Source organism: Novosphingobium sp. CCH12-A3, assembly GCF_001556015.1.
Taxonomy (GTDB): domain Bacteria; phylum Pseudomonadota; class Alphaproteobacteria; order Sphingomonadales; family Sphingomonadaceae; genus Novosphingobium; species Novosphingobium subterraneum.
This window is the reverse complement of sequence record NZ_LSIA01000050.1, coordinates 1-23,585: the sequence shown is the minus strand read 5'-3', so window position 1 is coordinate 23,585 and position 23,585 is coordinate 1. Positions and strand designations below refer to the sequence as shown.

General features: G+C 64.2%; 27 protein-coding genes and 1 tRNA gene. 14 read left to right on the top strand and 14 right to left on the bottom strand.

Going from position 1 to position 23,585, the window contains the following annotated elements; all coding sequences use genetic code 11:
• Positions 1-27: 27 nt before the first annotated feature.
• The gene (aat, locus tag AX703_RS26405; RefSeq protein ID WP_082013268.1) at positions 28-816 is read right to left on the bottom strand and encodes a leucyl/phenylalanyl-tRNA--protein transferase; all 789 of its coding nucleotides are present in this window, start codon (positions 814-816) and stop codon (positions 28-30) included.
• Positions 817-885: 69 nt separating this feature from the next.
• On the opposite strand from aat, the gene AX703_RS03555 reads away from it, so the two are divergent.
• Positions 886-961: transfer RNA gene (locus AX703_RS03555), tRNA-Trp, on the top strand.
• Positions 962-1,285: 324 nt separating this feature from the next.
• Here AX703_RS03555 and AX703_RS03550 read toward each other — a convergent pair.
• The gene (locus AX703_RS03550) at positions 1,286-1,843 is read right to left on the bottom strand and encodes a hypothetical protein (RefSeq protein ID WP_062342671.1); all 558 of its coding nucleotides are present in this window, start codon (positions 1,841-1,843) and stop codon (positions 1,286-1,288) included.
• Between AX703_RS03550 and AX703_RS03545 the strand changes: the two genes are divergently transcribed.
• The 6 genes from AX703_RS03545 (at position 1,842) to AX703_RS03520 (ending at position 4,518) form a co-directional block, all read left to right on the top strand.
• Positions 1,842-2,021, top strand: coding sequence for a hypothetical protein (locus AX703_RS03545; protein WP_062342669.1), 180 nt, complete (start codon positions 1,842-1,844; stop codon positions 2,019-2,021). The two genes, AX703_RS03550 and AX703_RS03545, sit on opposite strands and share 2 nt — an antisense overlap.
• Positions 2,022-2,149: 128 nt before the next feature.
• Positions 2,150-2,344, top strand: coding sequence for a preprotein translocase subunit SecE (gene secE, locus AX703_RS03540; protein ID WP_039331848.1), 195 nt, complete (start codon positions 2,150-2,152; stop codon positions 2,342-2,344).
• Between the two features lie 26 nt (positions 2,345-2,370).
• The gene (gene nusG / locus AX703_RS03535) at positions 2,371-2,910 is read left to right on the top strand and encodes a transcription termination/antitermination protein NusG (RefSeq protein ID WP_039331850.1); all 540 of its coding nucleotides are present in this window, start codon (positions 2,371-2,373) and stop codon (positions 2,908-2,910) included.
• Positions 2,911-3,072: 162 nt separating this feature from the next.
• Positions 3,073-3,504, top strand: coding sequence for a 50S ribosomal protein L11 (gene rplK / locus AX703_RS03530; RefSeq protein WP_039331852.1), 432 nt, complete (start codon positions 3,073-3,075; stop codon positions 3,502-3,504).
• 4 nt (positions 3,505-3,508) lie between these two features.
• The gene (rplA, locus tag AX703_RS03525; protein ID WP_039331853.1) at positions 3,509-4,210 is read left to right on the top strand and encodes a 50S ribosomal protein L1; all 702 of its coding nucleotides are present in this window, start codon (positions 3,509-3,511) and stop codon (positions 4,208-4,210) included.
• A 119-nt stretch (positions 4,211-4,329) separates the two neighbouring features.
• Positions 4,330-4,518 carry a hypothetical protein gene (locus tag AX703_RS03520; RefSeq protein ID WP_039331855.1) on the top strand — a complete coding sequence of 63 codons (189 nt, stop codon included), beginning with the start codon at positions 4,330-4,332 and terminating at the stop codon, positions 4,516-4,518.
• Here the strand turns inward: AX703_RS03520 and AX703_RS03515 are convergent.
• The 7 genes from AX703_RS03515 to AX703_RS03485 all read right to left on the bottom strand — a co-directional run bounded on the left by AX703_RS03515 (position 4,493) and on the right by AX703_RS03485 (position 11,096).
• Positions 4,493-5,533 carry a response regulator gene (locus AX703_RS03515; RefSeq protein WP_082734375.1) on the bottom strand — a complete coding sequence of 347 codons (1,041 nt, stop codon included), beginning with the start codon at positions 5,531-5,533 and terminating at the stop codon, positions 4,493-4,495. The two genes, AX703_RS03520 and AX703_RS03515, sit on opposite strands and share 26 nt — an antisense overlap.
• Positions 5,530-5,976, bottom strand: coding sequence for a response regulator (locus tag AX703_RS03510; RefSeq protein ID WP_039331857.1), 447 nt, complete (start codon positions 5,974-5,976; stop codon positions 5,530-5,532). Before AX703_RS03510 ends, AX703_RS03515 begins: the two co-directional genes overlap by 4 nt.
• The gene (locus AX703_RS03505) at positions 5,969-7,459 is read right to left on the bottom strand and encodes an ATP-binding protein (RefSeq protein WP_039331859.1); all 1,491 of its coding nucleotides are present in this window, start codon (positions 7,457-7,459) and stop codon (positions 5,969-5,971) included. Before AX703_RS03505 ends, AX703_RS03510 begins: the two co-directional genes overlap by 8 nt.
• A gap of 73 nt (positions 7,460-7,532) precedes the next feature.
• Entirely contained in the window at positions 7,533-8,057 is a 525-nt protein-coding gene (locus AX703_RS03500; RefSeq protein WP_156451901.1) for a hypothetical protein, read from the bottom strand.
• Positions 8,058-8,061: 4 nt separating this feature from the next.
• Positions 8,062-8,766, bottom strand: coding sequence for a peptidylprolyl isomerase (locus tag AX703_RS03495; protein ID WP_062342666.1), 705 nt, complete (start codon positions 8,764-8,766; stop codon positions 8,062-8,064).
• A 4-nt stretch (positions 8,767-8,770) separates the two neighbouring features.
• The gene (locus tag AX703_RS03490; RefSeq protein WP_062342664.1) at positions 8,771-9,532 is read right to left on the bottom strand and encodes a molybdopterin-binding protein; all 762 of its coding nucleotides are present in this window, start codon (positions 9,530-9,532) and stop codon (positions 8,771-8,773) included.
• 40 nt (positions 9,533-9,572) lie between these two features.
• Entirely contained in the window at positions 9,573-11,096 is a 1,524-nt protein-coding gene (locus tag AX703_RS03485; protein ID WP_062342662.1) for an NAD(P)/FAD-dependent oxidoreductase, read from the bottom strand.
• Between the two features lie 88 nt (positions 11,097-11,184).
• Between AX703_RS03485 and AX703_RS03480 the strand changes: the two genes are divergently transcribed.
• The 3 genes from AX703_RS03480 (at position 11,185) to AX703_RS03470 (ending at position 13,946) form a co-directional block, all read left to right on the top strand.
• The gene (locus AX703_RS03480; RefSeq protein WP_062342660.1) at positions 11,185-12,159 is read left to right on the top strand and encodes a magnesium and cobalt transport protein CorA; all 975 of its coding nucleotides are present in this window, start codon (positions 11,185-11,187) and stop codon (positions 12,157-12,159) included.
• Positions 12,160-12,275: 116 nt separating this feature from the next.
• On the top strand, positions 12,276-12,923 hold the full coding sequence (locus tag AX703_RS03475; RefSeq protein WP_039331869.1) for a DUF47 domain-containing protein: 648 nt from the start codon (positions 12,276-12,278) through the stop codon (positions 12,921-12,923).
• Positions 12,924-12,947: 24 nt separating this feature from the next.
• Positions 12,948-13,946, top strand: coding sequence for an inorganic phosphate transporter (locus AX703_RS03470; protein ID WP_039331872.1), 999 nt, complete (start codon positions 12,948-12,950; stop codon positions 13,944-13,946).
• Positions 13,947-13,959: 13 nt separating this feature from the next.
• On the opposite strand, the gene AX703_RS03465 is transcribed toward AX703_RS03470, so the two are convergent.
• Positions 13,960-14,718, bottom strand: coding sequence for a DUF1365 domain-containing protein (locus tag AX703_RS03465; protein WP_062342658.1), 759 nt, complete (start codon positions 14,716-14,718; stop codon positions 13,960-13,962).
• Positions 14,718-16,049, bottom strand: coding sequence for an NAD(P)/FAD-dependent oxidoreductase (locus tag AX703_RS03460; RefSeq protein WP_062342656.1), 1,332 nt, complete (start codon positions 16,047-16,049; stop codon positions 14,718-14,720). Before AX703_RS03460 ends, AX703_RS03465 begins: the two co-directional genes overlap by 1 nt.
• 123 nt (positions 16,050-16,172) lie before the next feature.
• Here AX703_RS03460 and AX703_RS03455 point away from each other — a divergent pair, with 123 nt between their 5' ends.
• The 3 genes from AX703_RS03455 to AX703_RS03445 all read left to right on the top strand — a co-directional run bounded on the left by AX703_RS03455 (position 16,173) and on the right by AX703_RS03445 (position 20,311).
• Positions 16,173-17,195: a cyclopropane-fatty-acyl-phospholipid synthase family protein gene (locus tag AX703_RS03455; protein WP_062342721.1), complete on the top strand. Its 1,023-nt coding sequence runs from the start codon at positions 16,173-16,175 to the stop codon at positions 17,193-17,195.
• Between the two features lie 76 nt (positions 17,196-17,271).
• Positions 17,272-18,891 carry a M20/M25/M40 family metallo-hydrolase gene (locus AX703_RS03450; RefSeq protein ID WP_052241993.1) on the top strand — a complete coding sequence of 540 codons (1,620 nt, stop codon included), beginning with the start codon at positions 17,272-17,274 and terminating at the stop codon, positions 18,889-18,891.
• Positions 18,892-19,033: 142 nt separating this feature from the next.
• Complete coding sequence (locus tag AX703_RS03445; RefSeq protein WP_062342654.1) at positions 19,034-20,311, top strand: DUF3391 domain-containing protein; 1,278 nt, start codon at positions 19,034-19,036, stop codon at positions 20,309-20,311.
• Positions 20,312-20,313: 2 nt separating this feature from the next.
• On the opposite strand, the gene rimO is transcribed toward AX703_RS03445, so the two are convergent.
• On the bottom strand, positions 20,314-21,720 hold the full coding sequence (gene rimO, locus AX703_RS03440; protein ID WP_062342652.1) for a 30S ribosomal protein S12 methylthiotransferase RimO: 1,407 nt from the start codon (positions 21,718-21,720) through the stop codon (positions 20,314-20,316).
• Between the two features lie 87 nt (positions 21,721-21,807).
• Here rimO and AX703_RS03435 point away from each other — a divergent pair, with 87 nt between their 5' ends.
• Positions 21,808-22,239 carry a DUF1761 domain-containing protein gene (locus tag AX703_RS03435; protein WP_231735350.1) on the top strand — a complete coding sequence of 144 codons (432 nt, stop codon included), beginning with the start codon at positions 21,808-21,810 and terminating at the stop codon, positions 22,237-22,239.
• Here AX703_RS03435 and AX703_RS03430 read toward each other — a convergent pair.
• Together AX703_RS03430 and AX703_RS03425 are read right to left on the bottom strand one after the other, a co-directional pair.
• Positions 22,226-23,275 (bottom strand): TrkA family potassium uptake protein, encoded by a 1,050-nt coding sequence (locus AX703_RS03430; protein WP_062342650.1) that lies wholly within the window; start codon positions 23,273-23,275, stop codon positions 22,226-22,228. The two genes, AX703_RS03435 and AX703_RS03430, sit on opposite strands and share 14 nt — an antisense overlap.
• A 5-nt stretch (positions 23,276-23,280) precedes the next feature.
• Positions 23,281-23,585 (bottom strand): murein hydrolase activator EnvC (locus tag AX703_RS03425; protein WP_156451900.1); only part of this gene is annotated, 305 nt, incomplete at its 5' end.

The following is a 23,585-nucleotide window of genomic DNA, read 5'->3' as shown; positions in this document are numbered from 1 at the left end:
GTCGTTGAGCGTGGTCGAACACCCTGTCTATGACGTTTGGGTCAAGGACTGTGCGATGACCTTCCCCGGCGAGGAAGAGCCGGTCGCTTCCGCGCGCAATGCGGCAAAGCCCAGCGGCAACGCCAGCGCGGCGGCATCCCCCAATCCCGGGCCGAAGCCCGCGACCAGTCCATCACCGACCGCTTCGGCAAGCGCGCGACCTGCAGCCACTTCAGCCGAAGAATAGGGCCGCTGCGCCTGTGACAGCAGTTGCAGGTACTGGCTCTGCGGAATCTCGATTGCGCCCAGAGACGCCAGGTGTGTCGTGGTGAACTGGCAGTCGAGCAATTCCGCGCCCACCGTGCGCAGCGACGCGACCAACCAGGCCAGAGCGACCTTGGATGCATCGGTCTGGCGGCTGAACATCGATTCGCCACAGAACACGCGCGCGAATCCCACGCCATAAAGTCCGCCGACCAGCCGCCCCTCGTTCCAGCATTCGATGGAATGGGCATGACCATGTTCGTGAAGCCCGATGTAGCTTTCGCGAATCCGCGCGCTGATCCAGCTTTCCTCGGCACCGGGGCGGGGCGCGGCGCAGGCGTCGATCACGGCTTCGAAAGCGGCGTTGCAGGTGACGGTGAATTTGCCCCGGCGCAATGTGCGGGCCAGGGATTTGGAAAGATGAAAGCCCTCCAGCGGCAGAATCGCCCGCATCCGCGGCTCCACCCAGAAGACTTCGGGATCATCGCGGCTGTCGGCCATCGGGAAAATCCCGGCGCGATAGGCCTTGAGCAGGAGCTCGGGCGGGATGGCGTGGGGATCGTTGCGGGCCATAATCTTCAATAATGTGTTTCGGTCGGTTGCGCTCCCGCCGTCAAGTCTTTAAGGGGCCGCTCAGAGCACAGGAGTGTAGCTCAGTTGGTAGAGCATCGGTCTCCAAAACCGAGGGCCGTGGGTTCGAGTCCCTCCACTCCTGCCACTCGCCACCAAGGCGAGGTTTGGCGCCGCGAATCACTTTGAAGACAGCGCAATCCGCCAGCAGCTTTTTTGCCGCTGCGCAGGATTCGTCGTGCCGATGGTGGCGCAATCGAATTAGGCGCAATGCCCAGGCAAAAAAGAGGCGGTACGCCTTTAAGCGCCCGCCCCCAGTCGTCTCATGCGTCTGGTTCGCTTGAGAGTGACAGGATGCTAGCATCGCGACTGCGCAACGCCAGCGTCAAAGTCTGGTGAGCAGACGAAACCGGCACGAAAAAGGGCGAGCCGTCTGCGGCCCGCCCTCTTCATGCCGGTTTGAGGCTGGTGCTTACCTGCGATGAAGGCCGCCCAGCGCACCGCCCGCGGTTCCCGTCACGCCGCCCTGGATCGACCCGGCAGCGCCGGCTCCGGTCTGACCGAGGCTGCCACCGAGTGATCCACGGCCGGAGACTGCGGCATCGACCGCGCCAGACGTTGCCACGTCATCGAGAGTGTCGGTGGTACGGTCCTTCAACCGACCAGTCGTCCTCTCGGCCGAGCGCCTGGTTTGCTCCGCCGTAGCTTCGGCCTTGCGCTTGGTGCGCTCGGCCGTCGCCGTGGCCTTGCGTTCTGCCCGGTCCACCGCCCGCGTGTCTGCGCGAGCCTCGTTGCGGGTACGGGCTGTAGTGGAAACCTCTCCACCCAAGCCCTTGGTGGCTGAGTCGCGCTGCGCGGTGGCGGACGTGCTCACTTCGGCGCCCACACCGGTATTGGCATTGACTGCACCATTGCCCGTCGAAACCTGCGCGCCGGCATTGGTCGAGCCTTCAGCCTTGGCCTGGCCGCTCTGGGCCTGCGCGGTCCCGGCCATGGCAAGGGCCACCAGCGGGAGAATGATCTTTTTCATGGTTCTCGTTCCTTTCGCCCCATTTCGCGCCCCTGTTTTCGTGCAGGCGTTCAACGGTGCGCCGTCAGCTGCGTTCCTGCCGATCGCTCGGATTGCCGGGGTCAGGGAGCGGGCCATCCCGTTTGTCCTCCATGGCGGCCCCATTGCCACCCTTGCCAACCGGCCCGGCGCGGACTAAATGAACGGAACTTCCGACATCGGAAAATCGCCAGCCCCTCCCGGACTTGTCCGGGGCGGCGATGACCCCTAGCCGGAAGAAACGAAATTCCACGCGGCTCCGGCCGCAGCAAGCAAGGCACCAGAGCAATGGCCAAGACCAGCCCCGGCGAGTTCTTCAATCAGGTGAAGGCCGAAGCACGCAAGGTTGTCTGGCCGACCCGCCAGGAAACCACCACCACCGCGATCTTCGTCGGCATCATGATGCTGATCCTCGCAGTGTTCTTCCTCGGCATCGACTCGCTGTTCAGCGCGGTCGTCCGCTTCCTGCTCTCGCTCGCCTGATCACCTAAAGGACCAAGAGAAACGATATGGCCCGCTGGTACATCATTCACGCCTATTCCGGTTTCGAGAACAAGGTGAAGGAAGCGATCATCTCCGAAGCCGAGCGTATCGGCCTTTCGCAGCTGGTCGAAGCGGTCGAAGTGCCGACCGAGACGGTCACCGAGGTAAAGCGCGGCAAGAAGGTCCAGGTCGAACGCAAGTTCATGCCGGGCTACGTGCTCGCCAAGCTGGCGATGAACGACGACATCTACCACCTCGTCAAGAACACCCCGAAGGTGACCGGCTTCCTTGGCACCAACAACAAGCCGCAGCCGATTTCCGACAAGGAAGCCGCCCGTTACTTCGGTGCGCGTGAGCAGGCCGCCGCCGAACCGCGCAAGAACGTCTCGGTCGATTACGAGATCGGCGATCAGGTCAAGGTCAACGCAGGGCCTTTTGCCTCGTTCAACGGCGTGGTCGAGGAACTGGACTTCGACAAGAGCCGCGTGAAGGTCTCGGTCTCGATCTTCGGGCGTGCGACGCCGGTGGAACTGGGCTTCGAGGAAGTCGAACTGGTTCGCGGCTAAAGCACCAGAGCTTGCATTTGCGGGCCGATAGCCTTATCGGCCCGCGCTTCGCTGCCTGAAAGGGTAGTGATTCCGTGCGGGAGTTCCGGTTTCGGAGCGTTTGACCGCTCACTCTGAGGCTTCGCTCCATCGGGCGGGCCGACAGGAAGAAAGGAGGCCATCGTGGCCAAGAAGATTGAAGGCTATATCAAGCTGCAGGTTGCAGCCGGTGAAGCAAAGCCTGCTCCGCCGATCGGTCCTGCGCTGGGTCAGCGCGGCGTCAACATCATGGAATTCTGCAAGCAGTTCAACGCTGCCACGCAGGAAGTCGAAAAGGGCACCCCGCTGCCGACCGTGATCACGGTCTATGCGGATCGCTCGTTCACCTTCGTGACCAAGACCCCGCCCGCAACCTTCTTCATCAAGAAGGCCGCTGGCATCAAGTCGGGTTCCAAGACCCCGGGCAAGGCTTCGGCCGGTTCGATCAAGCGTTCGCAGCTGGCGGAAATCGCCCAGGCCAAGATGAAGGACCTGAACGCGAACGACATCGACGCCGCAACGAAGATCATCGAAGGCTCCGCTCGCGCGATGGGCCTCACCGTGGTGGAGGGCTGATTCCATGGCCAAGCAGACCAAGAAGCAGAAGGCCCTTGCCACCAAGCTGGGCGACAACCAGAAGCTTTACGCAGTCGATGAAGCCATCGCGCTGCTCAAGGACCTGAAGTCCGCCAAGTTCGACGAGAGCCTTGAAGTCTCGCTGAACCTCGGCGTCGATCCGCGCCACGCCGACCAGATGGTCCGCGGCATGGTCACGCTGCCCTCGGGCACCGGCAAGGACGTCAAGGTTGCCGTGTTCGCTCGTGGCGACAAGGCGGAAGCCGCGCTGGCCGCCGGTGCCGACAAGGTCGGTGCCGAAGACCTGCTCGAGGACATGCAGAACGGCAACCTCGACTATGGCCGCGTGATCGCGACGCCCGACATGATGGGCATCGTCGGCCGCCTCGGCAAGGTGCTGGGTCCCAAGGGCCTCATGCCGAACCCGAAGCTCGGCACCGTCACGCCGAACGTCGCTGATGCGGTCAAGGCTGCCAAGAGCGGTCAGATCGAATTCCGCGTCGAAAAGGCCGGCATCATCCACGGCGGCATCGGCAAGCTCTCGTTCTCGGACGAAGCGCTGCGCGCGAACTTCGACGCATTCGTCGATGCGATCGTCAAGGCGAAGCCTGCTGGCGCCAAGGGCAAGTACCTGCGCAAGGTCGGCCTGTCCTCGTCGATGGGCCCCGGCCTGAAGATCGACGTTGCCCAGGTTCACGGCGGCTGATCAGGCTGCGTCCCCGCGAAGGCGGGGACCTCGTGCGCTGATGCACCAGAAAAAGAAGGCCGGGGAGGGATACCTCTCCGGCCCTTTTTCTGTCGGCGCCACTCGTCTAGGAGCGGCGGATGCCCGATCCCGAAATCGCCCAGAACCCGGTCACCGTCGCCCGCCTGCAGGTGGAGGCGATCATTCCGCCCGAAAAGCGCGGGCCCGGCTGGGATCGCCACTGGCGTGAACTCGAAGCCTATGCCGATGCCGCCATGGAAGGCGCGGTTGGCGACTGGACGGTCAGCCCGGATCGAACTCGAGGCTGACCCGAAAGCCAGGGTTGGCACTCTGGGCGCAGATCGAGGCGCCAAGCCCGCGCGCCATGGCCTTGACCAGGCGCTGCCCAAGGCCGGTGCCCTTGGTTTCGGCGTTCTCGCCAAACCCTGCGCCATCATCTTCCACGGTCAGGCGAACGTGGCCGGCCGCGCCGGTTGACAGGATGATCCGCACTTCGCCGGCGCAATCGGCGCCGTAGGCGTACTTGCAGGCATTTGCCACCAGCTCGCAGATGATGATGCCCAGGGTGACTGCCTTGTCGGTCTGCAATTCCATCGGCTCGGTCCTGGCCACGACATTGCGCGGCGCATGCGGCGACGTCCAGGTCTCGGTCAGATCGCGGGCGAGATTGGCGAGATATTCGTCCAGCGCCACGCTCTCGACATTGCCGGTGGCATAGAGGTGGCGGTTGACGTGCGCGATGGCGCCAATGCGCTGTTGCGAGGCCAGCAGCGCATTGCGCGCCTCGCCTTCGGGCAGGACCGAAGCCTGCATGTTGATGAAGCTCATCGTCATCTGCAGGTTGTTGGCCACGCGATGGTTGACCTCGCGCAGGAGCGCGGCGAGCCGCTCGTTGCTGGCAATCAGGTCGCGCTCGGCCTGTTCCTTGGCGCGGCGCAGGCGTACTCTTTCGAGCGATTGCGAAAAGGCCGAGCGCAGCAGCTCGATGAAGTCCTCGCCGATCGTCTTGACGACATAGTCTTCGGCACCGGCACGCAGTGCGGCGGCGGCAAGACGGCCGTCATCGGCCCCGGTGACGTAGACAACCGGGGGGCAGCAGGGCAGGGCGAGCAGGCGCTCCAGCGTCTGCAAGCCATCCATGCCCGGCATGTGGTGATCCACCGCGATAACGTCGAACTCTTCGCCCTGCGCCGTGGCAAGGCCCTCGTGCCCGTCGGCCGCGAGCGTGATCTCGAAACCCAGCGTGCCGAGGCGACGTTGTACCAGCCGGCGCAGCGCCGGATCGTCGTCGATATAAAGGAGGCGGACGGGATCCGCGCTCAATGGGCCTCCTCGGCGTCCGGCACCTGGATGACCGAGAGGAACAGGCCGAGCTGGCGGATCGCCTCGGCGAAGTTCTCGTAGTTGACCGGCTTGGTGATATAGACGTTGCAGCCCATGTCGTAGCAACGCTGAATCTCCACCTTGTCGTCGGTCGTGGTGAGCACCACAACCGGCGTGCGCCGCAGATGCGGATCGCTCTTGATCTTGGACAGGATGTCGATCCCGCTCATGTCCGGCAGGTTGAGGTCCAGCAGGACAAGGGCCGGGCCGTTGTGTGCCGGGCCGTGCGGATCGTTCCACAGATAGTCGAGCGCGCTGGTGCCATCGGTGAAATGATGGATGGTGTTCGAGATACCGGCGCGCCGGATGTTCTTCTCGATCAGACGGGCATGGCCTTCGTCATCCTCGACCATGACGATGTTGACGGCGAGTTGATCAGGCATCGGCTACTCCGGATTGAAACTTGAGCGGCAGGCTGACCGTGAAGGTCGAACCCTGTCCTTCCTCGGATGATACTTCGACGAGCCCTCCAAGGCGATAGGCCAGCGCGCGCACGTGGGCGAGCCCGATGCCTTCGCCCGGCTGGTCCTGCATGCCCGACCGGCGGAAGAGATCGAAGATGCGTTCGTGGTCACGGGCGGATATGCCACGCCCGTTGTCCGTCACCGTTATGATCGCGCGGCCGTGGGATGTGCTGCCCGCAATGCGAATCTCGCCGGGGCGGCCCGGTTGCAGGTACTTCAGCGCATTCTCGATCAGGTTCGACAGGATCTGTTCGATCGCCAGCCGGTCGGTCTCGACTACGGGCAGTTCACCCAGTTCCACGCGCGTTTCGGTTTCGTCGATCCGGTGCTGGAGGGACTCGATAATGGATTGCACCACATCGGCAATGGCAACGCGCGCCGGGGAGAGCGTGCGGCGGCCCTCGCGCGAAAGGCGCAGGATCGCGTTGATCAGGCGGTCCATCTTCTGCGTGGACGACCGGATGAAGCCGATGGATTCGGGCAGGTCCTCCTCCACCGCCAGACGCACCTGCTGCGGCACTTCCTCGCCATCCTTCAGCACGTGTTCGCCGATAACCTTGCGTGCTGCATCAAGCTCTGCGGTAAAGCCCATGACATTGACCAGAGGCGAGCGCAGGTCATGGCTGACGATGTAGGCGAAGCGCTGGATCTCGGCATTGGCGCGCTGCAATTCGGCCGTGCGCTCGTCGACGAGCGTTTCCAGTTCCTGATTGAGCAAATGGAGTTCGCGGCGCTTGCCGTCGATTTCGGCGATGTTGCGGCGGATGATCTGGATGGCGGCTATCGCCACGCCGATGACCAGGGCGGCACAAAGCGCCAACATGGCCGAAAGCAGGGTGCGCGTGCTGTCCTGCGCGAGGTTCCGTTCGCGCAGGAGCTTGTCCTCGCGCACCAGCATCTCGTCGGCATAAGTGCGAATGTGGCGAATGGCCGCAACGGTGCTGTCGCGGTCAAGCGAATCCACCTTGAGAATGCCGAGCTTGGCCTCCGCCTCGGTGGTGCGTGCCTGTTCGGCGTATCCGTCAAAGGCCTTGCGCAGGCCAGCCACCGACCGGACTTGGGAGCTGTTGTCCTTCACCAGCGTTTCAAGCGTGGTCAGCTCGTTGCTGGCATCGGCGATGGCCTTCTCGGCAATCGTGATGAAGTTTGTTTCGGTCGGCGCGATGATGATCCCGCGCCGCGCTGTCTCGGTCCGCTCGGCGTGGCGGACGAAGCGATTTAGCGACGCTTCCACGTCAAGCGTGTGCTCTACCCAATAGGCATCGCGCTCGGCCTGCCGCTGCACGATGACCACGGCGGCAACCGCCGCGACGACGGCTGCGAAGCCGATCGCGAGCAGCAGCAGGATAAGCCGGTTGTTCCCCGCATCGCGCGAGAAAGCGTAAGTCGGCGTCGTCGGCATCGTAAGGTAGCACTCCCGTCGACGCAGGAAATCCTCAAGCCGCCATTGCGTTCCCGCTCTGTGTAAAGAAATGTTACCGGATGTTTTCGGTTGTATAGCACTCGGCGACCAGGCTGATCACTTGGCCCTCAGCCGTGCGCAGCCGGGCCCGGTGCGAAAGGACTGTCCCCTGCGGGCACTGCTCCATCGCCCCGCGCCGCTGTGCCAGACGCTCCCGCTGGAAGCGGAGCGGCGCAACGACTTTCCCGAAGGGCGTGTCGGTCGTGGCCAGCGCGCGGTTCATCTCGGGCGTCAGGCGTGACGGAACATACCAGTTGTGCGCTACCGAGAGCGTGCGGTTCCCGCAGACCAATCGCACATGGCGGTATGCCACCGGCTCGTCGGCGGAAATCTCGAGGCTCTGGCGGACTGCGAGGGAGACCGGTGCGGCGGCGGGATCGGAGATGGCCCGGATCACCGGGGGCTGGGCAAGCCCCCGCCTTTCACACCACTGGCCCAACGCCGCCGTCGCGCTGTCACCGGCGGCAAGCGTGCGCTCGAAATCGGTCAGGGTCGTGGAGCATCCCGCCAGCGCTGGCAGCAGCAGTGCCAGCAGCATCCCATCAAGGTGCGGGCGGAGCATCGGGCGCAGCAACGGCCACGCGCCGGGCCGAGAGAATCTTCACCGGCTTTGCCAGGATCTGCCCCCGCATGATCCCTTCGCCCTCGGTCTCCGAGATCGGTGCAGCGAAGATGGCCTTGACCACGTCCATGCCTTCGACAACCTGGCCGAATGCGGCATATCCTGCCTTGGCCTCGGGATCAGTCGAGTCCGGCTGGGCATCGAGGCCCGGCTGGTCCGATACCATGATCGAAAAGTCGCCGGTTGCCGTGCCCGGTGCATAGCGCGCCATCGAAAGCGTGCCGGCCTTGTGCAGGATGCCGGTCACGTTTGTCGGCTCATGCGCGACAGGCGGCAGGTTGCGCCTGGGGTCGCCGCGCGTTCCGGCCTGGATGAGACCGTTCGGCTGCTCGCCCCAGTTGAGATGCATCGCGCGGTAGAAGACCGTGCCATCAAGGCGCTTCGTCTCGGCATATCGGACGAAGTTCGTCGCCGTCGCGGGCGCATGCTTGACGTCGACCTCGACGACAATGCGCCCGGCCTCGGTCTCCAGCGCCACGCGGACCGTGTCGGGCAGGGGAGCAGTCGACGGCGCGGGATAGGCTGGCGCTGCTGCGCGCGGCGCGGGCGCGCGCTTCTTTATCGGCGCGGCGGCAACGAGGGCAAAGGCGATCGGTGCAAGCACGGCAAGGCGACGGGTCAGCACGGCTTCAGATTCCCCCCGCAACGGGGAAGCGGCCGATTGCGGCCAGCCCCTCTTCCAGCGCATGGGCGCAGGCCTTGAGCGTCGTCTCGCTGACCGAGCGGATCACGAAATTCGCCCCGGTCTTGCCTTCCCGGAAGAACGGGTAACTGCCGATCTGCACACCATCGAACGCCTTTTCCGTCTCGCGCAGAAGGTCGGCGATCTCGCTTTCTGCCACCCAGCAGCCGACCGTTGTCGAGAGCAAGGGCAACCCACCTTCGAGTTGACCGGTCAGGCCATCGAGCATCTGTGTGGTTATGCCCGGCACACCTGCCATCAGGAAAACGTTGCCGATGCGGATGCCGGGGGCGCCGGAAACGCGGTTCTCGATCAGGTCCGCGCCGGCCGGCACGCGCGCCATGCGCAGGCGCGCATCATTCAGGCCACCGCGCGTGGCGTAGTAGCTTTCCAGAATCGCCCGGGCCTTGGGGTGAATCACTACGTCCACGCCCAGCGCCGCCGCTACTGCATCAACCGTGATGTCGTCGTGCGTGGGGCCGATGCCGCCGGTGGTGAAGAGGTAGTCGTTGCGGGCGCGCAGGGCATTGACCGCTTCGATGATGGCCACCATGTCGTCTGGCACGACACGCACCTCGCGCAGGCGTATGCCCTGGACGCCAAGCCAGGTCGCCACCTGGGCGATGTTCTTGTCCTGCGTGCGGCCGGACAGGATTTCGTCACCCACGACAATCAGCGCGGCGGTCCAGATGCGGGATTCGTCAGTCATCGCGGGTGTGGTATCGCAACGGGACGTCCCGCAAAAGCGCTTATTCCGCTGCCGCCATGTGCGCCTTGTGCGCGGTTGCGGGGCGGGGATGGCTGAACTGCAGCACGCCATCCTCGATCGGGTCATCGCGCATCCACGTCACGTCCCGCACGTAGTCCTGGTTCAGTCGCCAGCGCATGTCGCTTGCCGACTTGGGCAGGAGATGGCGGGCCCGTTCGATATAGCCCGAGGAGAAGTCGTAGATGTTGTCCTCGTCCAGATGGTGGTTGGGCGCCAGTTTCGGAACGGCCACTTCCATCCCGCGCGATTTCATCGCGTTGAGCACGTCACAGATGTAGCGCGCGTTGATGTCGGCCCGCAGCGTCCACGAGGCGTTGAGATAGCCAAAGACCGCCGCCAGGTTCGGCACGTTCGAGAACATCGCGCCCTTGTAGTAATAGCGGTCGGCGAAATCGACCGGCAGGCCGTCCACGCTGATCGCGATCTTGCCGGCCATTACCATCTTCAGGCCGGTGGCTGTCACGATCACGTCGGCATCGAGATGCTTGCCGGATTGCAGCTGGATGCCGGTCGCATCGAAGCGCTCGATCCGGTCGGTCACGACGCTGGCCTTGCCCGCCTTGATCGCCTCGAACAGGTCGGCGTCGGGCACCAGGCACAGTCGCTGCTCCCACGGATTGTACGGCGGCGTGAAGGCCTTCTCATCGTACTTGTCACCCAGAAGGGACTTCAGCCGCTTGGTCAGGAACGCGGCGACCTTGTCCGGCCGGGTGCGTGCCCGCTTGAAAAACAGGTTCTGCAGCTTGACGTTCTTGAAGCGGGTGATCCGGTACGCAGTTTCTTCCGGCAGGAACTTGCGCAGGAAGTTGGCGATCGCGTCCTTGGCCGGCCGGGTGACGTACCACGTCGGCGTGCGCTGCAGCATCGTGACGTGCGCGGCCTTGTCGGCCATAGACGGCACGATCGTCACTGCGGTCGCGCCCGATCCGATGACCACAACCTGCTTTCCCGCGTAATCAAGGTTCTCCGGCCAGAACTGCGGGTGGACGATCTCGCCCTCGAAGTCCTCGCGCCCGTCGAAATGGGCCTCGTAAGGCTTGTCGTAATCGTAATAGCCCGATCCCAGATAGAGCCAGCCCGCCGTCACCCGGCTGCGCTGCCCATCCTTGCCTTCAAGGGTCACCACCCAGTAACCGGCGGCACTGTCAAAATCGGCGCTGACCACCTTGCTGTCGAAGCGGATATGGCGGCGGATGTCGCGTTCGTCGGCAATCCGGTTGAGGTAGTCGAGGATGGAAGGCCCGTCGGCAATCGACTTCTCGTGCTTCCAGGGTTCGAACACGAAGCCCAGCGTGTGCATGTCCGAATCGGAACGCACGCCGGGATAGCGGAACAGGTCCCAGGTGCCTCCGATCTGTGGCCGGCGTTCGACTATGGCGAACGAGCGGTCGGGGCAGAGCATTTTCATGTGTGCTGCCATTCCGATACCGGAGATTCCGGCACCGACGATCAGCACGTCAGTATCGGGCTTGCTGGCCGTAAAGGTGGACTGCTCTGCACCCACTGTCTCTCTCCATCGCTTCTATTTACAGCAATGTTAGCACACTTGCGCGCGATTGCCAGTGGCGCCCGACTTTGCCACTCATGTCGGCATGACCGTTATCGCCGCCCGCCGCTACAGCAATGGCACCGCTCACGATGAAGCCCTTGCACTGACCGGCGAGTGCGTACCCGACCTTGCGCCCCACACCTTTGACTGGATCGGCCTGTGCGAGCCTGACGTGGCCGAGATGGATCTCGTGCGCCGCCAGTATGGCCTGCACTCGTTGGCCGTGGAGGACGCCCTCAATCCCCGCCAGCTGCCCAAGGTCGAGGTCTATGGCCGGACGCTGTTCGTCGTCGCCCGCACCGCCGAGCTGAGGGAGGGCGAGGAGATCGGCTATGGCCAGACAGCATTCTTCATCGGCCCCCATTTCCTCATCACCGTGCGCTTCGGCAGCACGCGGCCCCACCTGTCCCTGCGGGCCGAGATCGAGGCACAAGGCGACAGGCTTTCTGAAGGACCGGATTACATTCTCCATGCCGTGCTCGATTTCATCGTCGATGGCTACCTGCCGCTGCTCGAACGCCTCGAGGAGATCGCGCAGGAGATGGAAGAGGCGGCCATCGACGTCTTTCCGGAGCAGTCCGTCATCCGCCGCATCTTTCGTCTGCGCCGCCAGCTGCGTCGTTTCGAAAGGGTGATCGGTCCGATGGAGGAGGTTTGCGAACGCCTTGTCGTGGCTGATCTTCCCTGCATCGATCCCACTGCGCGGATCTGGTTCCGCGACGTGCTGGATCATGTCCGCCGGGCGATGGCGCGGATGCGCGGGCTCAAGGAAACGCTCGCGGCGATTGTCGAAACCGCCAGCCTGCTTGAACAGCACCGGCAGGGAGAGATGACCCGTCAGCTGGCTGCCTGGGCCGCCATCCTCGCCGTGCCCACCGCCATTGCCGGCATCTATGGCATGAACTTCGAATACCTGCCCGAGCTGAAGTGGCATTATGGCTACTTTGCGGTTTGGGGGGTCATCATCACCGTCTGCGGGGGGCTGTGGTTGCGCTTCAGGCGGATCGGCTGGCTCTGATCGTGTGGACAATCGCGCGCTTTCGGATTGTTACCGCACTATGACTGGCCTAGTGCGCGCACAGGAGGAGACGAGTCGTTTCCCCTGGTGCGTGCGGCAATTCGGGAAGCTTATCGATGTTCGGCTGGTTCCAGCGTCTCCTGCCCAAGTCGGGCGATTTCTTCGGCATGTTCGAACGCCATGCGGCCGCCTGTGTCGATGCGGCTGATGCGCTCGCCAGGTTGACGCGCGCCCAAGGCGATGCGGCGCAGTGGGTCGGCCGGATCCGCGATCGCGAACACGCTGCCGACGACGTCATCCGCGAAGTGCTGTTCACTGTGCGCCGCACCTTCCTGACGCCGTTTGATCGCGGGGCCATCACTTCGCTGATCGGCGCGATGGATGACACCATCGACGAGATGCAGGCCGCAGCTTCCGCCATCGAGCTTTATGAAGTCGTCGGCTTCGAGGCCGAGATGCAGGCCATGGCCGACAAGATCGTCGAAGCCGTTGGCCTCATCGCCGAAGCCATGCCGCTGCTTCGCGACATCGAGCGCAACGGCGGGCGTCTTCACGCGTTGACCGAACGCATCGTCAAGCTTGAGGGCGAGGTCGACCTGATTCACCAGGCGGGCCTCAAGGCCAACTTCGAACGCCATCGCGCCGATGGCGATCACATCGCGTTCATCGTCTCGCGCGAGATATTCAAGCACCTCGAAAAGATCGCCGACGCCTTCGAAGACGTGGCGAACGAGATCGACGCGCTGGTCATCGACCACGCCTGACGGCGCGGGACAGGAGCTGATCCGATGCACGAGCTCGCCTTTCCGCTGCTGGTTGGCCTGATTGCGCTGGCGCTGGCCTTCGACTTTCTCAACGGCCTGCACGATGCGGCCAATTCCATCGCCACCGTCGTATCGACGCGCCTGCTCTCGCCCGTGGCGGCGGTGATCTTTGCTGCCGCCGGGAACTTCGGGGCTTACTGGCTGGTCGGTCTCCATGTTGCCGATACCATCGGCAAGGGCATCATCGACAAGGATATCGTAACCCCTGCCGTCGTGTTCGGCGCACTGGTCGGGGCGATGTTCTGGAACATCGTCACCTGGATCAAGGGCATTCCCTCTTCGTCCAGCCATGCCCTGATCGGCGGGCTGCTGGGCGCGGGCGTGATCCACGGCGGGTTTGATGCGATCGAATCCAAGAAGACGATCGAGACGTTCGTCGCCATCTTCATGTCGCCGATGATCGGCATGGCGCTGGCCATGTTCTTCGTGCTCATCACCAGCTGGCTGTTCAAGGGTTTCCAGCCGCGCCGTGCCGAAGGCGTGTTCAAGGGCCTGCATCTGCTGTCCTCGGCGGCCTATTCGATCAGCCATGGCGGCAACGATGCGCAGAAGACGATGGGCATCATTACCGTGCTGCTCTACTCGACCGGCTATCTGAAGGGTGAATTCCACATTCCCGAATGGGTCGTGCTGTCGTGCTACGCTGCCATCTCGCTCGGCACGATGTCGGGCGGCTGGAAGATCATCAAGACGATGGGCACCAAGATCACCCGTCTCAATCATCACACCGGTTTCTGCGCCTCTTCGGCAGGGTCGATCGTCGTGTTCGGGGCGAGCGCGCTCGGCATTCCGGTCTCGACGACCCATGCGATCACCGGCAGTGTCATCGGCACCGGCGCTGCCCGCCGTGCCAGCGCAGTGCGCTGGGGCGTCGCGCAGCGCGTGGTCATGGCCTGGTTCATCACGATCCCGGCCAGCGCCACCGTCAGCGCCGCCTTCTACCTGCTCACGCGCCTGTTCTGATCTGCTCGGGGCGCTATCGCCCCACCGTCATCGCTGTCGCGGGCGGCGGAGGCTTGCGGAACAGGGGCACGCGCTTGAGCCACAGCTTGAGCGCCTCCCAATGAATACCTGAAGTGACCTTGAGAGTTGCCAGAGGGTAGCCCAGCGCTGCGCGCAGGAGTGCCGCATCGGTCAGTTCTGCACGCCGCGCAGTGTGGACTGCCGCCAGGATCGGGCCTTTGCTGTCGGCCACGGTGATACCGATCGTCAGCCGATCGCCTGGCGGAGCGACGCGGAAGGTATATTCCAGATCCATCGGCAGGAAGGGGGAGACGTGGAAGCGCTTGGCCGCGCTCTGGTGCAGGATCGTTGCCCCAGGCCGCGCTGCGATCACATAATTGTGCCGTTCGCCGAAAGTGTTCGAAACTTCGTAGATCACTGCCCGCAACGCCCCGTCGGCACCATGGCAGAACCAGGTGCTCAACGGATTGAACGCATATCCCAGAATGCGCGGCATCGTCAGCAGCACGATGCGGCCGCCGTCCGGTTCGATGCCGGCCTCGCGCAGCAAACGTTCCGCGTGTGGACGCAGCGCGCGGCCGTCGCCGATATCGCGGTCGTGGAAGGAAAACAGGTTGAACGTCCCGCGCGAAAACAGTCTGAGCCGCGCGGCGAGGTCGTCGATCCGGTCGATGTCGAGCGCCATGTGCAGCACGCGATAGCGCAGTACGTGGATGCAGGGCCGCAACCGCCGGTGCAGAACATGCCCAAGGTACAGTGCGCCGTCGTCCATCACGCCATTTCCGGCACGCGCGCCTGGTGCGTCACATGGATGCGCCCGGATTCCTCAGCCACGTTCCACGGTCGGCGCACCCCGCCCAGCTGCTCGGCCACGGCCAGCCCCGATTGCAGCCCGTCCTCGTGGAAACCTGCCCCGAACCATGCTCCGCAGAACCAGGTCCGCCGTCGCCCCTGCAAAGACCACAAATGCTTCTGCGCAAGGCCGGCGGCCACGTCGAACACGGGGTGATCATAGGCCTCGCGCCGGATTACCAGCGCCGGGTCCGGCTCGACGAGCGGATTGAGCGTGACGAACAGGTCCTTGTCGGTCGGCAGATGCTGCAGGCGGTTCATCCAGTATGTCACTGAAAGCTGGTGCTGTTCCGCGCCCCGCTGCGCCGCATAGTTCCACGCTGACCACACCTTGCGCTGCCGCGGCATCAGGCGCGGATCGGAATGGAGCACGGCCTCGTTATGGCGATAGGGAAAGGCCCCGAGCAGACGGCGCTCCTCAGCATCGGCATCGCCCAGCATGGCCAGTGACTGGTCGGCATGAGTGGCGAGCACGACCTGGTCGAACCGCTCCCAGCCATGTCCGCTGTCGATCAGCACGCCATCGGGCAGACGCCGTATCCGTTGCACCGGCGAGGAAAGCCGCACCCCCTTGATGAATGGCGCGCTGATCCGCTTCACGTATTCGCGGCTCCCACCATTCACCGTGCGCCAGCGGGGGCGCTCGCGGAACTGCAACAGCCCGTGGTTCTCGAAGAAGCGCACGAAGGCCGCCGCGGGATGATGCGGGATATCGTGCACCGGGGTGGACCAGATCGCCGCTGCCATCGGATAGAGATGATCGTCGCGGAACGCCGGCCCACAGCCCAGCCCGTCAAGATAGGCGCCAAGCCCCAGCTCGCCCATCTCCGGCAGATCGCGCGGCGCCGCCTTGTAGAACCGCACCAGGTCGCGCAGCATCGACCAGAAGCGCGGAGACACGAGGTTCCGCCGCTGCGCGAACAGCCCCCGCAAGTCGCCCGAATATTCCAGCCGACCCTGGTCCAGCGTCACGGCAAAGCTCATCACCGTCTCGCGCGTCGGCACGCCAAGATGCGCGAACAGCGCGGTCAGGTTGGGATAGGTCCGTTCGTTGTAGACGATGAACCCGGTGTCCACCGGCACGCCATCGGCCTCGACCGTGTTGCTGTGCCCGCCCAGCCGGTCCGCTGCCTCGAACAGCGTCACGCGGTGCCGCCGCGATAGCAGCCACGCAGCCGAAAGGCCGGAGATCCCGCTCCCCACCACGGCAATATCGAGCGCGCCCCCCGGCGCACTACCCTCTGTTATCACACCATGACCCCCATAGGCACCGCGATACGAACCGCCGCGACCTTACCCGTCCGTTTCCCGTTATAGACCGTTCCCGTGGTGACAGGTTGACACAAGTCACACCCCGGTGGCTAGTTGCTCTTCGTGAGCCTCCTTGCCCCGCTGATCTCGCTCGTAGAGCGCGCCCCGCTGCCCGATGCGCTGACCCGTGCCGGTGTGTCCTTCATGTGCGAAAAGCGCCGCCGCGCGGTCCATCGCGATCGGCCCGACGATGCGCGTTTCGCCGCGTGGATGGCGCAGCGGCCCGTTGCCGAACACACCGAAGCCGCCAACGAACAGCACTATGAACTGCCGCCGCGCTTTTTTGAATTGAGCCTTGGGCCGAACGCCAAGTATTCCTGCTGTCTCTATCCCACCGGCAACGAGACGCTCGAACAGGCCGAACTTGCGGCCCTTTCCGCCACCATGGAACTTGCCGCGCTCGAAGATGGCCAGCACATCCTCGAACTCGGCTGCGGCTGGGGTTCGCTCAGCCTCACCATGGCCGCGCGCTTCCCCAACGCTCGCATCACCGCCGTCTCGAATTCTCGGCCACAGGGCGAACATATCCGCGCAAAAGCCGAAGCGCGCGGTCTCAGCAACCTCACCGTGCTGACTGCCGACATGAATGCCTTTGCGCCGGAAGGGCAGTTTGATCGCGTCGTCTCGGTCGAGATGTTCGAACACATGGCCAACTGGCGCGAACTGCTTGCCCGGGTGAAGACATGGCTCCGGCCCGATGGTCGCCTGTTCCTTCACGTCTTCAGCCATCGCCAGTATCCCTACCGCTTCGACACCGCCGACAAGTCCAGCTGGATCGCGCAGTATTTCTTCACCGGCGGCATCATGCCCAGCCACGCGCTCATCGGCCAGTTCGACGATCTGTTCGCGCTCGAGCGGGAATGGTGGTGGGATGGCACGCACTACGAAAAGACCGCGCGCCACTGGCTCGCGCTGTTCGATGCCAAGGCGGCCGAGATCGAGCCGGTGCTACGTCAGGTCTATGGCGGCGATACGCCATTGTGGATGCGTCGGTGGCGCCTGTTCTACCTCGCCACCGCAGGATTGTTCGGTCATCGCGGCGGCAGGGAATGGGGCGTCAGCCACTGGCTGCTCAGGCCGGTATAAAAAAAGGCACTTGGCAATCGCGGCTCCAGCGGCAAGACTGGTTGCGATAGAAACTTGCTCAGGGAGCCTTCCAGACATGACCGTCCGCTCGCGCGTCGCCACCGGCGTCGCCGCCATTGCGCTTTGCGCCACCGCTGCTCCTGTCTTTGCCGGACCTGCCGAGGACAGGCTGATCGCCCAATTGCTTGACGAAGGCCTTAACCGCTCCGACGCGATGGAAACCGCCTCGGAACTGATGGACCGGATCGGCCCGCGCCTCACCAACTCGGAAAACCACCGCAAGGCCGAAGACTGGGCTGCGGCAAAGTTCGCGTCCTACGGTCTCAAGAACATTCACCGCGAACCGTTCGAGTTTGGTCTTGGCTGGAACCTCAAGTCCTATTCCGCCACGATGACCAGCCCGCGCAGCCTGCCGCTCACTGTTCTGCCGGTAGCGTGGTCGCCCGCCACGAATGGCACGATCACCGCTCCGGTCGTGGTCGCGCCGATGAGCAAGGTGGAGAATTTCGAAGCCTGGAAGGGCAAGCTCGCCGGCAAGATCGTCCTCGTCAGCCTGCCAGGCGAGAGCAGCGAATCCAAGGATCCGATGTTCGAACGCCTCTCGGGCGAGGATATCGGCAAGCTCGACAAGTACAGCCTCCCGCGCCACGATCCCGAAGGTCTGGCCATGCAGGTCGCGCGTCGCGGCTTTGCCCGCAAGCTTTCCGAATTCCTCAAGGCCGAAGGCGCGCTGGCGATGGTCAAGATGACCTACCGCGACGGCAAGCTGGTCCACGGCGAAGGCTATGATTTCATCCCCGGCGAAACGCTCGCTGTGCCGGCGATGGACATGGCGCAGGAAGACTACCGCCGCCTCGTCCGCCTCGAGAAGACTGGTGCTGCCCCCCAGCTCTCCCTGTCGATCGACGCCAGCTTCGATGACAAGGACCTCATGGCCGACAACGTCATCGCCGAAATTCCCGGCACCGATCCCAAGGCAGGTTACGTCATGGCCGGTGCCCACTTCGACAGCTGGATCGCTGGCGATGGCGCTTCCGACAACGGTGCGGGCAGTGTTGCCGTGATCGAAGCCGCGCGCCTCCTTTCCAGGATGGGTGTCCGGCCGAAGCGCACCATCCGCTTCGCATTGTGGAGCGGGGAAGAGCAGGGGCTGCTCGGGTCCAAGGCCTATATCGAGCGGCACCTGGCGACGCGGCCGGTGGATCCCACGCTCAAGGGGATCGACAGCTATTCGGCATGGCGCAACGCCTATCCGATCACGCCCAAGGCCGGCTATGCCGATCTCAAGGCCTATTTCAACATGGACAATGGCTCGGGCAAGTTCCGCGGCATTTATGCCGAAGGCAATGTGGCTGCCGCGCCGATCCTGCGCGAATGGCTGGCGCCCTTTAATTCGCTCGGCGCGGACAAGGTGGTGATGAGCAAGACTGGCGGCACCGATCACGTCTATCTTCAGGCGATCGGCCTGCCCGGCTACCAGTTCATCCAGGACCCGCTCGACTACGACAGCCGCGTCCACCACTCGAGCGTCGACACGCTCGATCACATGCGCGCCGATGACATGCGCCAGGCCTCGGTGATCCTTGCCGGCATGCTGTTGCAGGCCGCAATGAGCGACAAGGAATTGCCCCGCTCGCCCTTGCCGACAAAGCCCGACGCCACCGATCCGTTCAAGGTGCAGGACCCCAACCAGTAACACGATCAGACTCGCTCCTTCCCTTGGCCGCCATGGCTAACGGAAGGAGCGCAGGCCTTACGCATTTCCACGGAGTTTTCCGGCTGGAAAAGGCACACCCGCTATAACCTAGGTTAGTGCCCGTCATTCAAGCAGGCGGGCCATGCTCAAGCGCATATCCACGGACGAAGTCCAACTCGGCATGTTCATCCACAAGCTGGAAGGAAGCTGGTTCAGCCATCCCTTCTGGAAGCGGAAGTTCCTGCTCGATGATCCCGACATGCTCGAACGCCTGCGCGAGAGTGACGTGGACGGCGTGATCATCGATACGACCCGCGGCAAGGCCGTGGCGGACGAACCTGTTGCAGCACCGCATATCGTCTCGGGCCCGCGTAACGCCGGCATGACCGCCAAGTCCATGCGCCCTGCCATCGAACCCGTGCCCCAGCGGCCCGGGCCTGGTTTCGGTCGGGCACCTGCAGCCATGCCCATGGCGCGTGAATTCGGGCGGGCCAAGCGTGCTGCCGGCGATGCCCTGCGCGTGGTGAGCAAAGCCTTCATCGAGGTCAGGCTGGGCAAGGCGATCAAGGTGCACGATATCGAACCCGTGCTCGATGCCGTCTATGCCTCGGTCCAGCGCAACCTCTACGCCTTCAACGGCCTGCTGCGCTGCCAGAACGACAACGAGCCGGTCTATCGCCATTCGCTTGCCGTCAGCGCCCTGATGATCGCGCTGGCCCGCCATATGAAATTCTCGCCCGTCGACATCCGCGACGCGGGCATGGCAGGCCTGCTGATGGACGTTGGCGTAGGGCAGCTCCCGGTCGACCTCGCGTCGGTCGGCGGGGACTATTCGCTGCTTCGCCCCGACCTACGCGAACAGCACGTCGTGCTTGGTTACACCTTCCTCAAGGCGGCAGGCGACATTCCCGAGCCGGTGCTGCGGGTGATCCTGCACCATCACGAAAGGCTCGACGGCAGCGGCTATCCGCAAGGTCTGAGCGGCGCGGCAATCGAAGCCCTCAGCCGCATGGCCGCAATCTGCGATACCTATGACACGCTGATTTCGGGTGCCGAGCAGCTTGATCCGGCCGACGCTATCCGCAGGCTGCGCGAACAGCCAAGCACGTTCGATCCCGGCATCCTCGAACGCTTCGTCGAAACCGTCGGTGTCTACCCGATCGGCTCCTTCGTGCGCCTGCAGTCACAGCGCCTGGCCATGGTGGTCGACGAGGACCCTGCCGACACCGCGCTCCCGGTCGTCCGCACCTTCTGGTCCCTGCCTCTGGCCAAGCGGCTCAAGGGCGAGACGATCGCACTTGCCCATTGCTACGGCGACGATGCCATCGAAGGCATCGCCGACCTTGCCGACCTCGATCTGCCGGATATCGGCGCCCTGCGCGAAAGCCTGCTGGCCGCTGCCTGCAAGGAAGCGGCCTGATCCTATTCCACGATCACGCCGTAGAGGTCGTGGGCGTCGGCATCCTCGACCAGCACCTGCGCAAAATCGCCCGCCTTGAGCGTGGCTGGCACGTTGCGCAGATAGACCGCACCGTCGATCTCGGGCGCATCGGCCTGTGATCGTGCGGTCGCGCCGATGTCGCCATCTTCGTCAGGCTCGCCCACTTCCTCGACGATAACCTTGATCGTCCTGCCGATCTTGGCTGCCAGCTTGGCAGCGCTGATGCGCTCGGTGGTTTCCATAAGCCGCCGATAGCGCTCTTCCTTGATCTCCTCGGGCACCGGGTTCGGCAGGTCGTTCGCAGCCGCACCGGCCACCGGCTCAAACCGGAAGCCGCCCACGCGATCAAGCTGCGCTTCTTCCAGCCACTCCAGCAGGTACTCGAAGTCGGCTTCGGTCTCGCCGGGGAAGCCGACGACGAAGCTCGAGCGGATGGCGATGTCCGGGCAGATTTCCCGCCAAGCCTTGATGCGGTCGAGCACCTTGGCCTCGTTGGCCGGGCGCTTCATGCTGCGCAGCACGTTGGGGCTGGCGTGCTGGAACGGGATGTCGAGATAGGGCGTCACCAGCCCTTCCGCCATCAGCGGGATCACCGCATCGACGTGCGGGTAGGGATAGACGTAGTGCAGCCGCACCCACGGCGTTTCGCCTTCCGGCGTGCGCAGCTTGCCCAGTTCACGGGCGAGGTCGGTCATGTGCGTGCGAACCGGCTCGCCCTTCCACATGCGCTCTTCGTGCCGCACGTCCACGCCATAGGCCGAGGTGTCCTGGCTGATCACCAGCAGTTCCTTCGTGCCCGCTGCCACCAGCTTTTCGGCCTCGCGCAGCACCGCGTCGATGCGGCGGCTGGCGAGCTTTCCGCGCAAGCTTGGAATGATGCAGAACGCGCAGGCGTGGTTGCAGCCCTCGGAAATCTTGAGATAGCCATAGTGGCGCGGGGTCAGTTTCACGTCGCCCGGCTCGGCCTGCGGGATAAGGTCGATGTACGGGCCCATGCTCGGCGGGGCGGCTTCGTGCACCGCTTCGACTACCGCCTCGTACTGGTGCGCACCCGTCACCGCCAGCACCTGCGGAAACTTCGCGCGGATCACGTCGGCCTCGTTGCCCATGCATCCGGTCACGATCACCCGACCATTCTCGGCTATGGCCTCGCCGATTGCGGAAAGGCTCTCTTCCTTGGCGGAATCGAGGAAGCCGCAGGTGTTGACCAGCACCACGTCCGCGCCCGCATAATCGGCGCTCATCGCATAGCCGTCGGCGCGCAGGCGCGTGAGAATGCGCTCGGAATCGACCAGCGCCTTGGGACAGCCAAGGCTGACCATGCCGACCTTGGGGGCTTCGGGAATTTCGAGAGGGGGAATCTGGCTTGCCATCGTGGCGCGGCCCATAGGCTAAAAAGCACGCCACGTCACCATTGCCCCGCTTGGCGTTGCCTTCCGCGTTTGTCAGGCGTAGCAGTTGGTCGCAACGGGGGCTTGGCAAAGAAGGAAAAGATGGGCCCGGTCAACTGGATAGCCGTCGTTGTTGCAACGCTTTTTGCGCTTGGTGCGTCAGCCCTTTGGTATGGCCCGCTGTTCGGCCGTGCCCGGCTGGAGGAGGTTGGCCCCGGCAAGCTCGGCATCCGCCGCTCGCCTGCCCGTACCGCCGCCATCACCGCCGCCCTGCTGTTCATTTCCGCCAGCATGATGGGCCACATGTTCGCCCGCGTCGGCGCGGCTACGCTCGACGTGAAGTGGTGGCTCTACTTCATGATGTCGGGCGGCCTCGCCATCGCCTTCGTCGTTCCATCGCTGTGGATCAGCTACAGCCAGCAGCGCATCAGCACCCGGCTGGCTCTGATTGACGGCGGATTCTGGCTCGCCGCCTACCTTTCGATGGGCCTCGCGTTCATGCTCATCGGGCAGTAGCGGGGGTAGGGGCGATCTCGACGATCTCGTCACCTTCCTCAAGCCGATCGGCGGCCGCTTCCCAGAATCCTATTGCCGTTCCGCGCCGATAGATCCTCAATCCCCGTCCGCCGCTGGCCAGTGCCGCCAGCGGACGACCGACTTCCTCGGGCCTCACCTTGCGCTCCACGAGCTGCACGCGGCCTTCGACCGAGGCGAGATCGGTCAGGTATTCGGCGACGTGCTTGCCATGGGCGGACCCGGCCATCAGCAGCCCGGTAAAGCGCACCGGGTTGATGACCGTGCTGGCGCCAGCCTGGCGCGCCAGATCCTCGTTGTCCGCCGCGCGCACCACGGTGCTGATCGGCACGCCGGGCGCCAGATGCCGCGCGGTCAGCGTGATCAGGATCGAGGTATCGTCGCGTCCGGCCGAAACCAGGATGGCGCAGGCCCGGTCGATCCGCACGTCGACCAGCGTTGCATCGCGCGTGGCATCGCCAGCCATGACATTGCAGCCGATGTTGGCTGCGGCTGCCAGCGCGCTTTCCGAAGGATCGATCACCACGATGCAGCCCGGATCGGTGCCCCGCGCGACCAGTTCGGCCACGGCTTCTGCCCCCGAAACGCCAAAGCCCAGCACCACGATATGGTCGGTCAGGTTCTTCTGGATCTGCGCCATGCGAAACCGCTCCCAGGTGCGCTTGATGATGAAATTGTAGGCCGTGCCCACGAAGATGAAGATCACTGCCACCCGGATCGGCGTGACGATGACCGCCTCGATCAACCGCGAACGATCGCTCACGGGGGCGATGTCGCCAAAGCCGGTCGTCGTGATCGAGATCATCGTGAAATAGACCACGTCGAGGAAACTGATAGACCCGTCATGGCTGTCCTTCAGCCCCGACCGGTCGATCCAGTGGACCGCCACCACGATAGCCACCAAGGCGAATGCGGCGCCCAGCCGCAGCCCGATGTCCGCCCAGACCGAAACCTTCAGCGTTCGCCGCAGCACGTTCACCGGTTTGCGCTTTCCCGGGCGGAGAAGGTGGAGGTCCATGGGCGTTACAACCGCGGCGGCAGGTAGAGTTCCGGATCGCGTGGCACGTTGTTGCGGCGCAGCTCGAAATGGACCGTCGGCCGCTGTGCCTCGCCGCTCTGCCCGACCAGCGCGATGCGCTCGCCCTTGGTCACCGTCTGCCCTTCCTTCACCGTCATCATGCCGAGATAGGCATAGGCGGTGACGAAGCCGCCGCCGTGATCGATCAGGATCAGCTGCCCGAAGCGTTCGGGTTCCTTGCCGGCGTAAAGCACGGTGCCTGCCGCCGCCGCTCGCACCTTTTGTCCGGGGTGGGCAACCAGGTCTATTC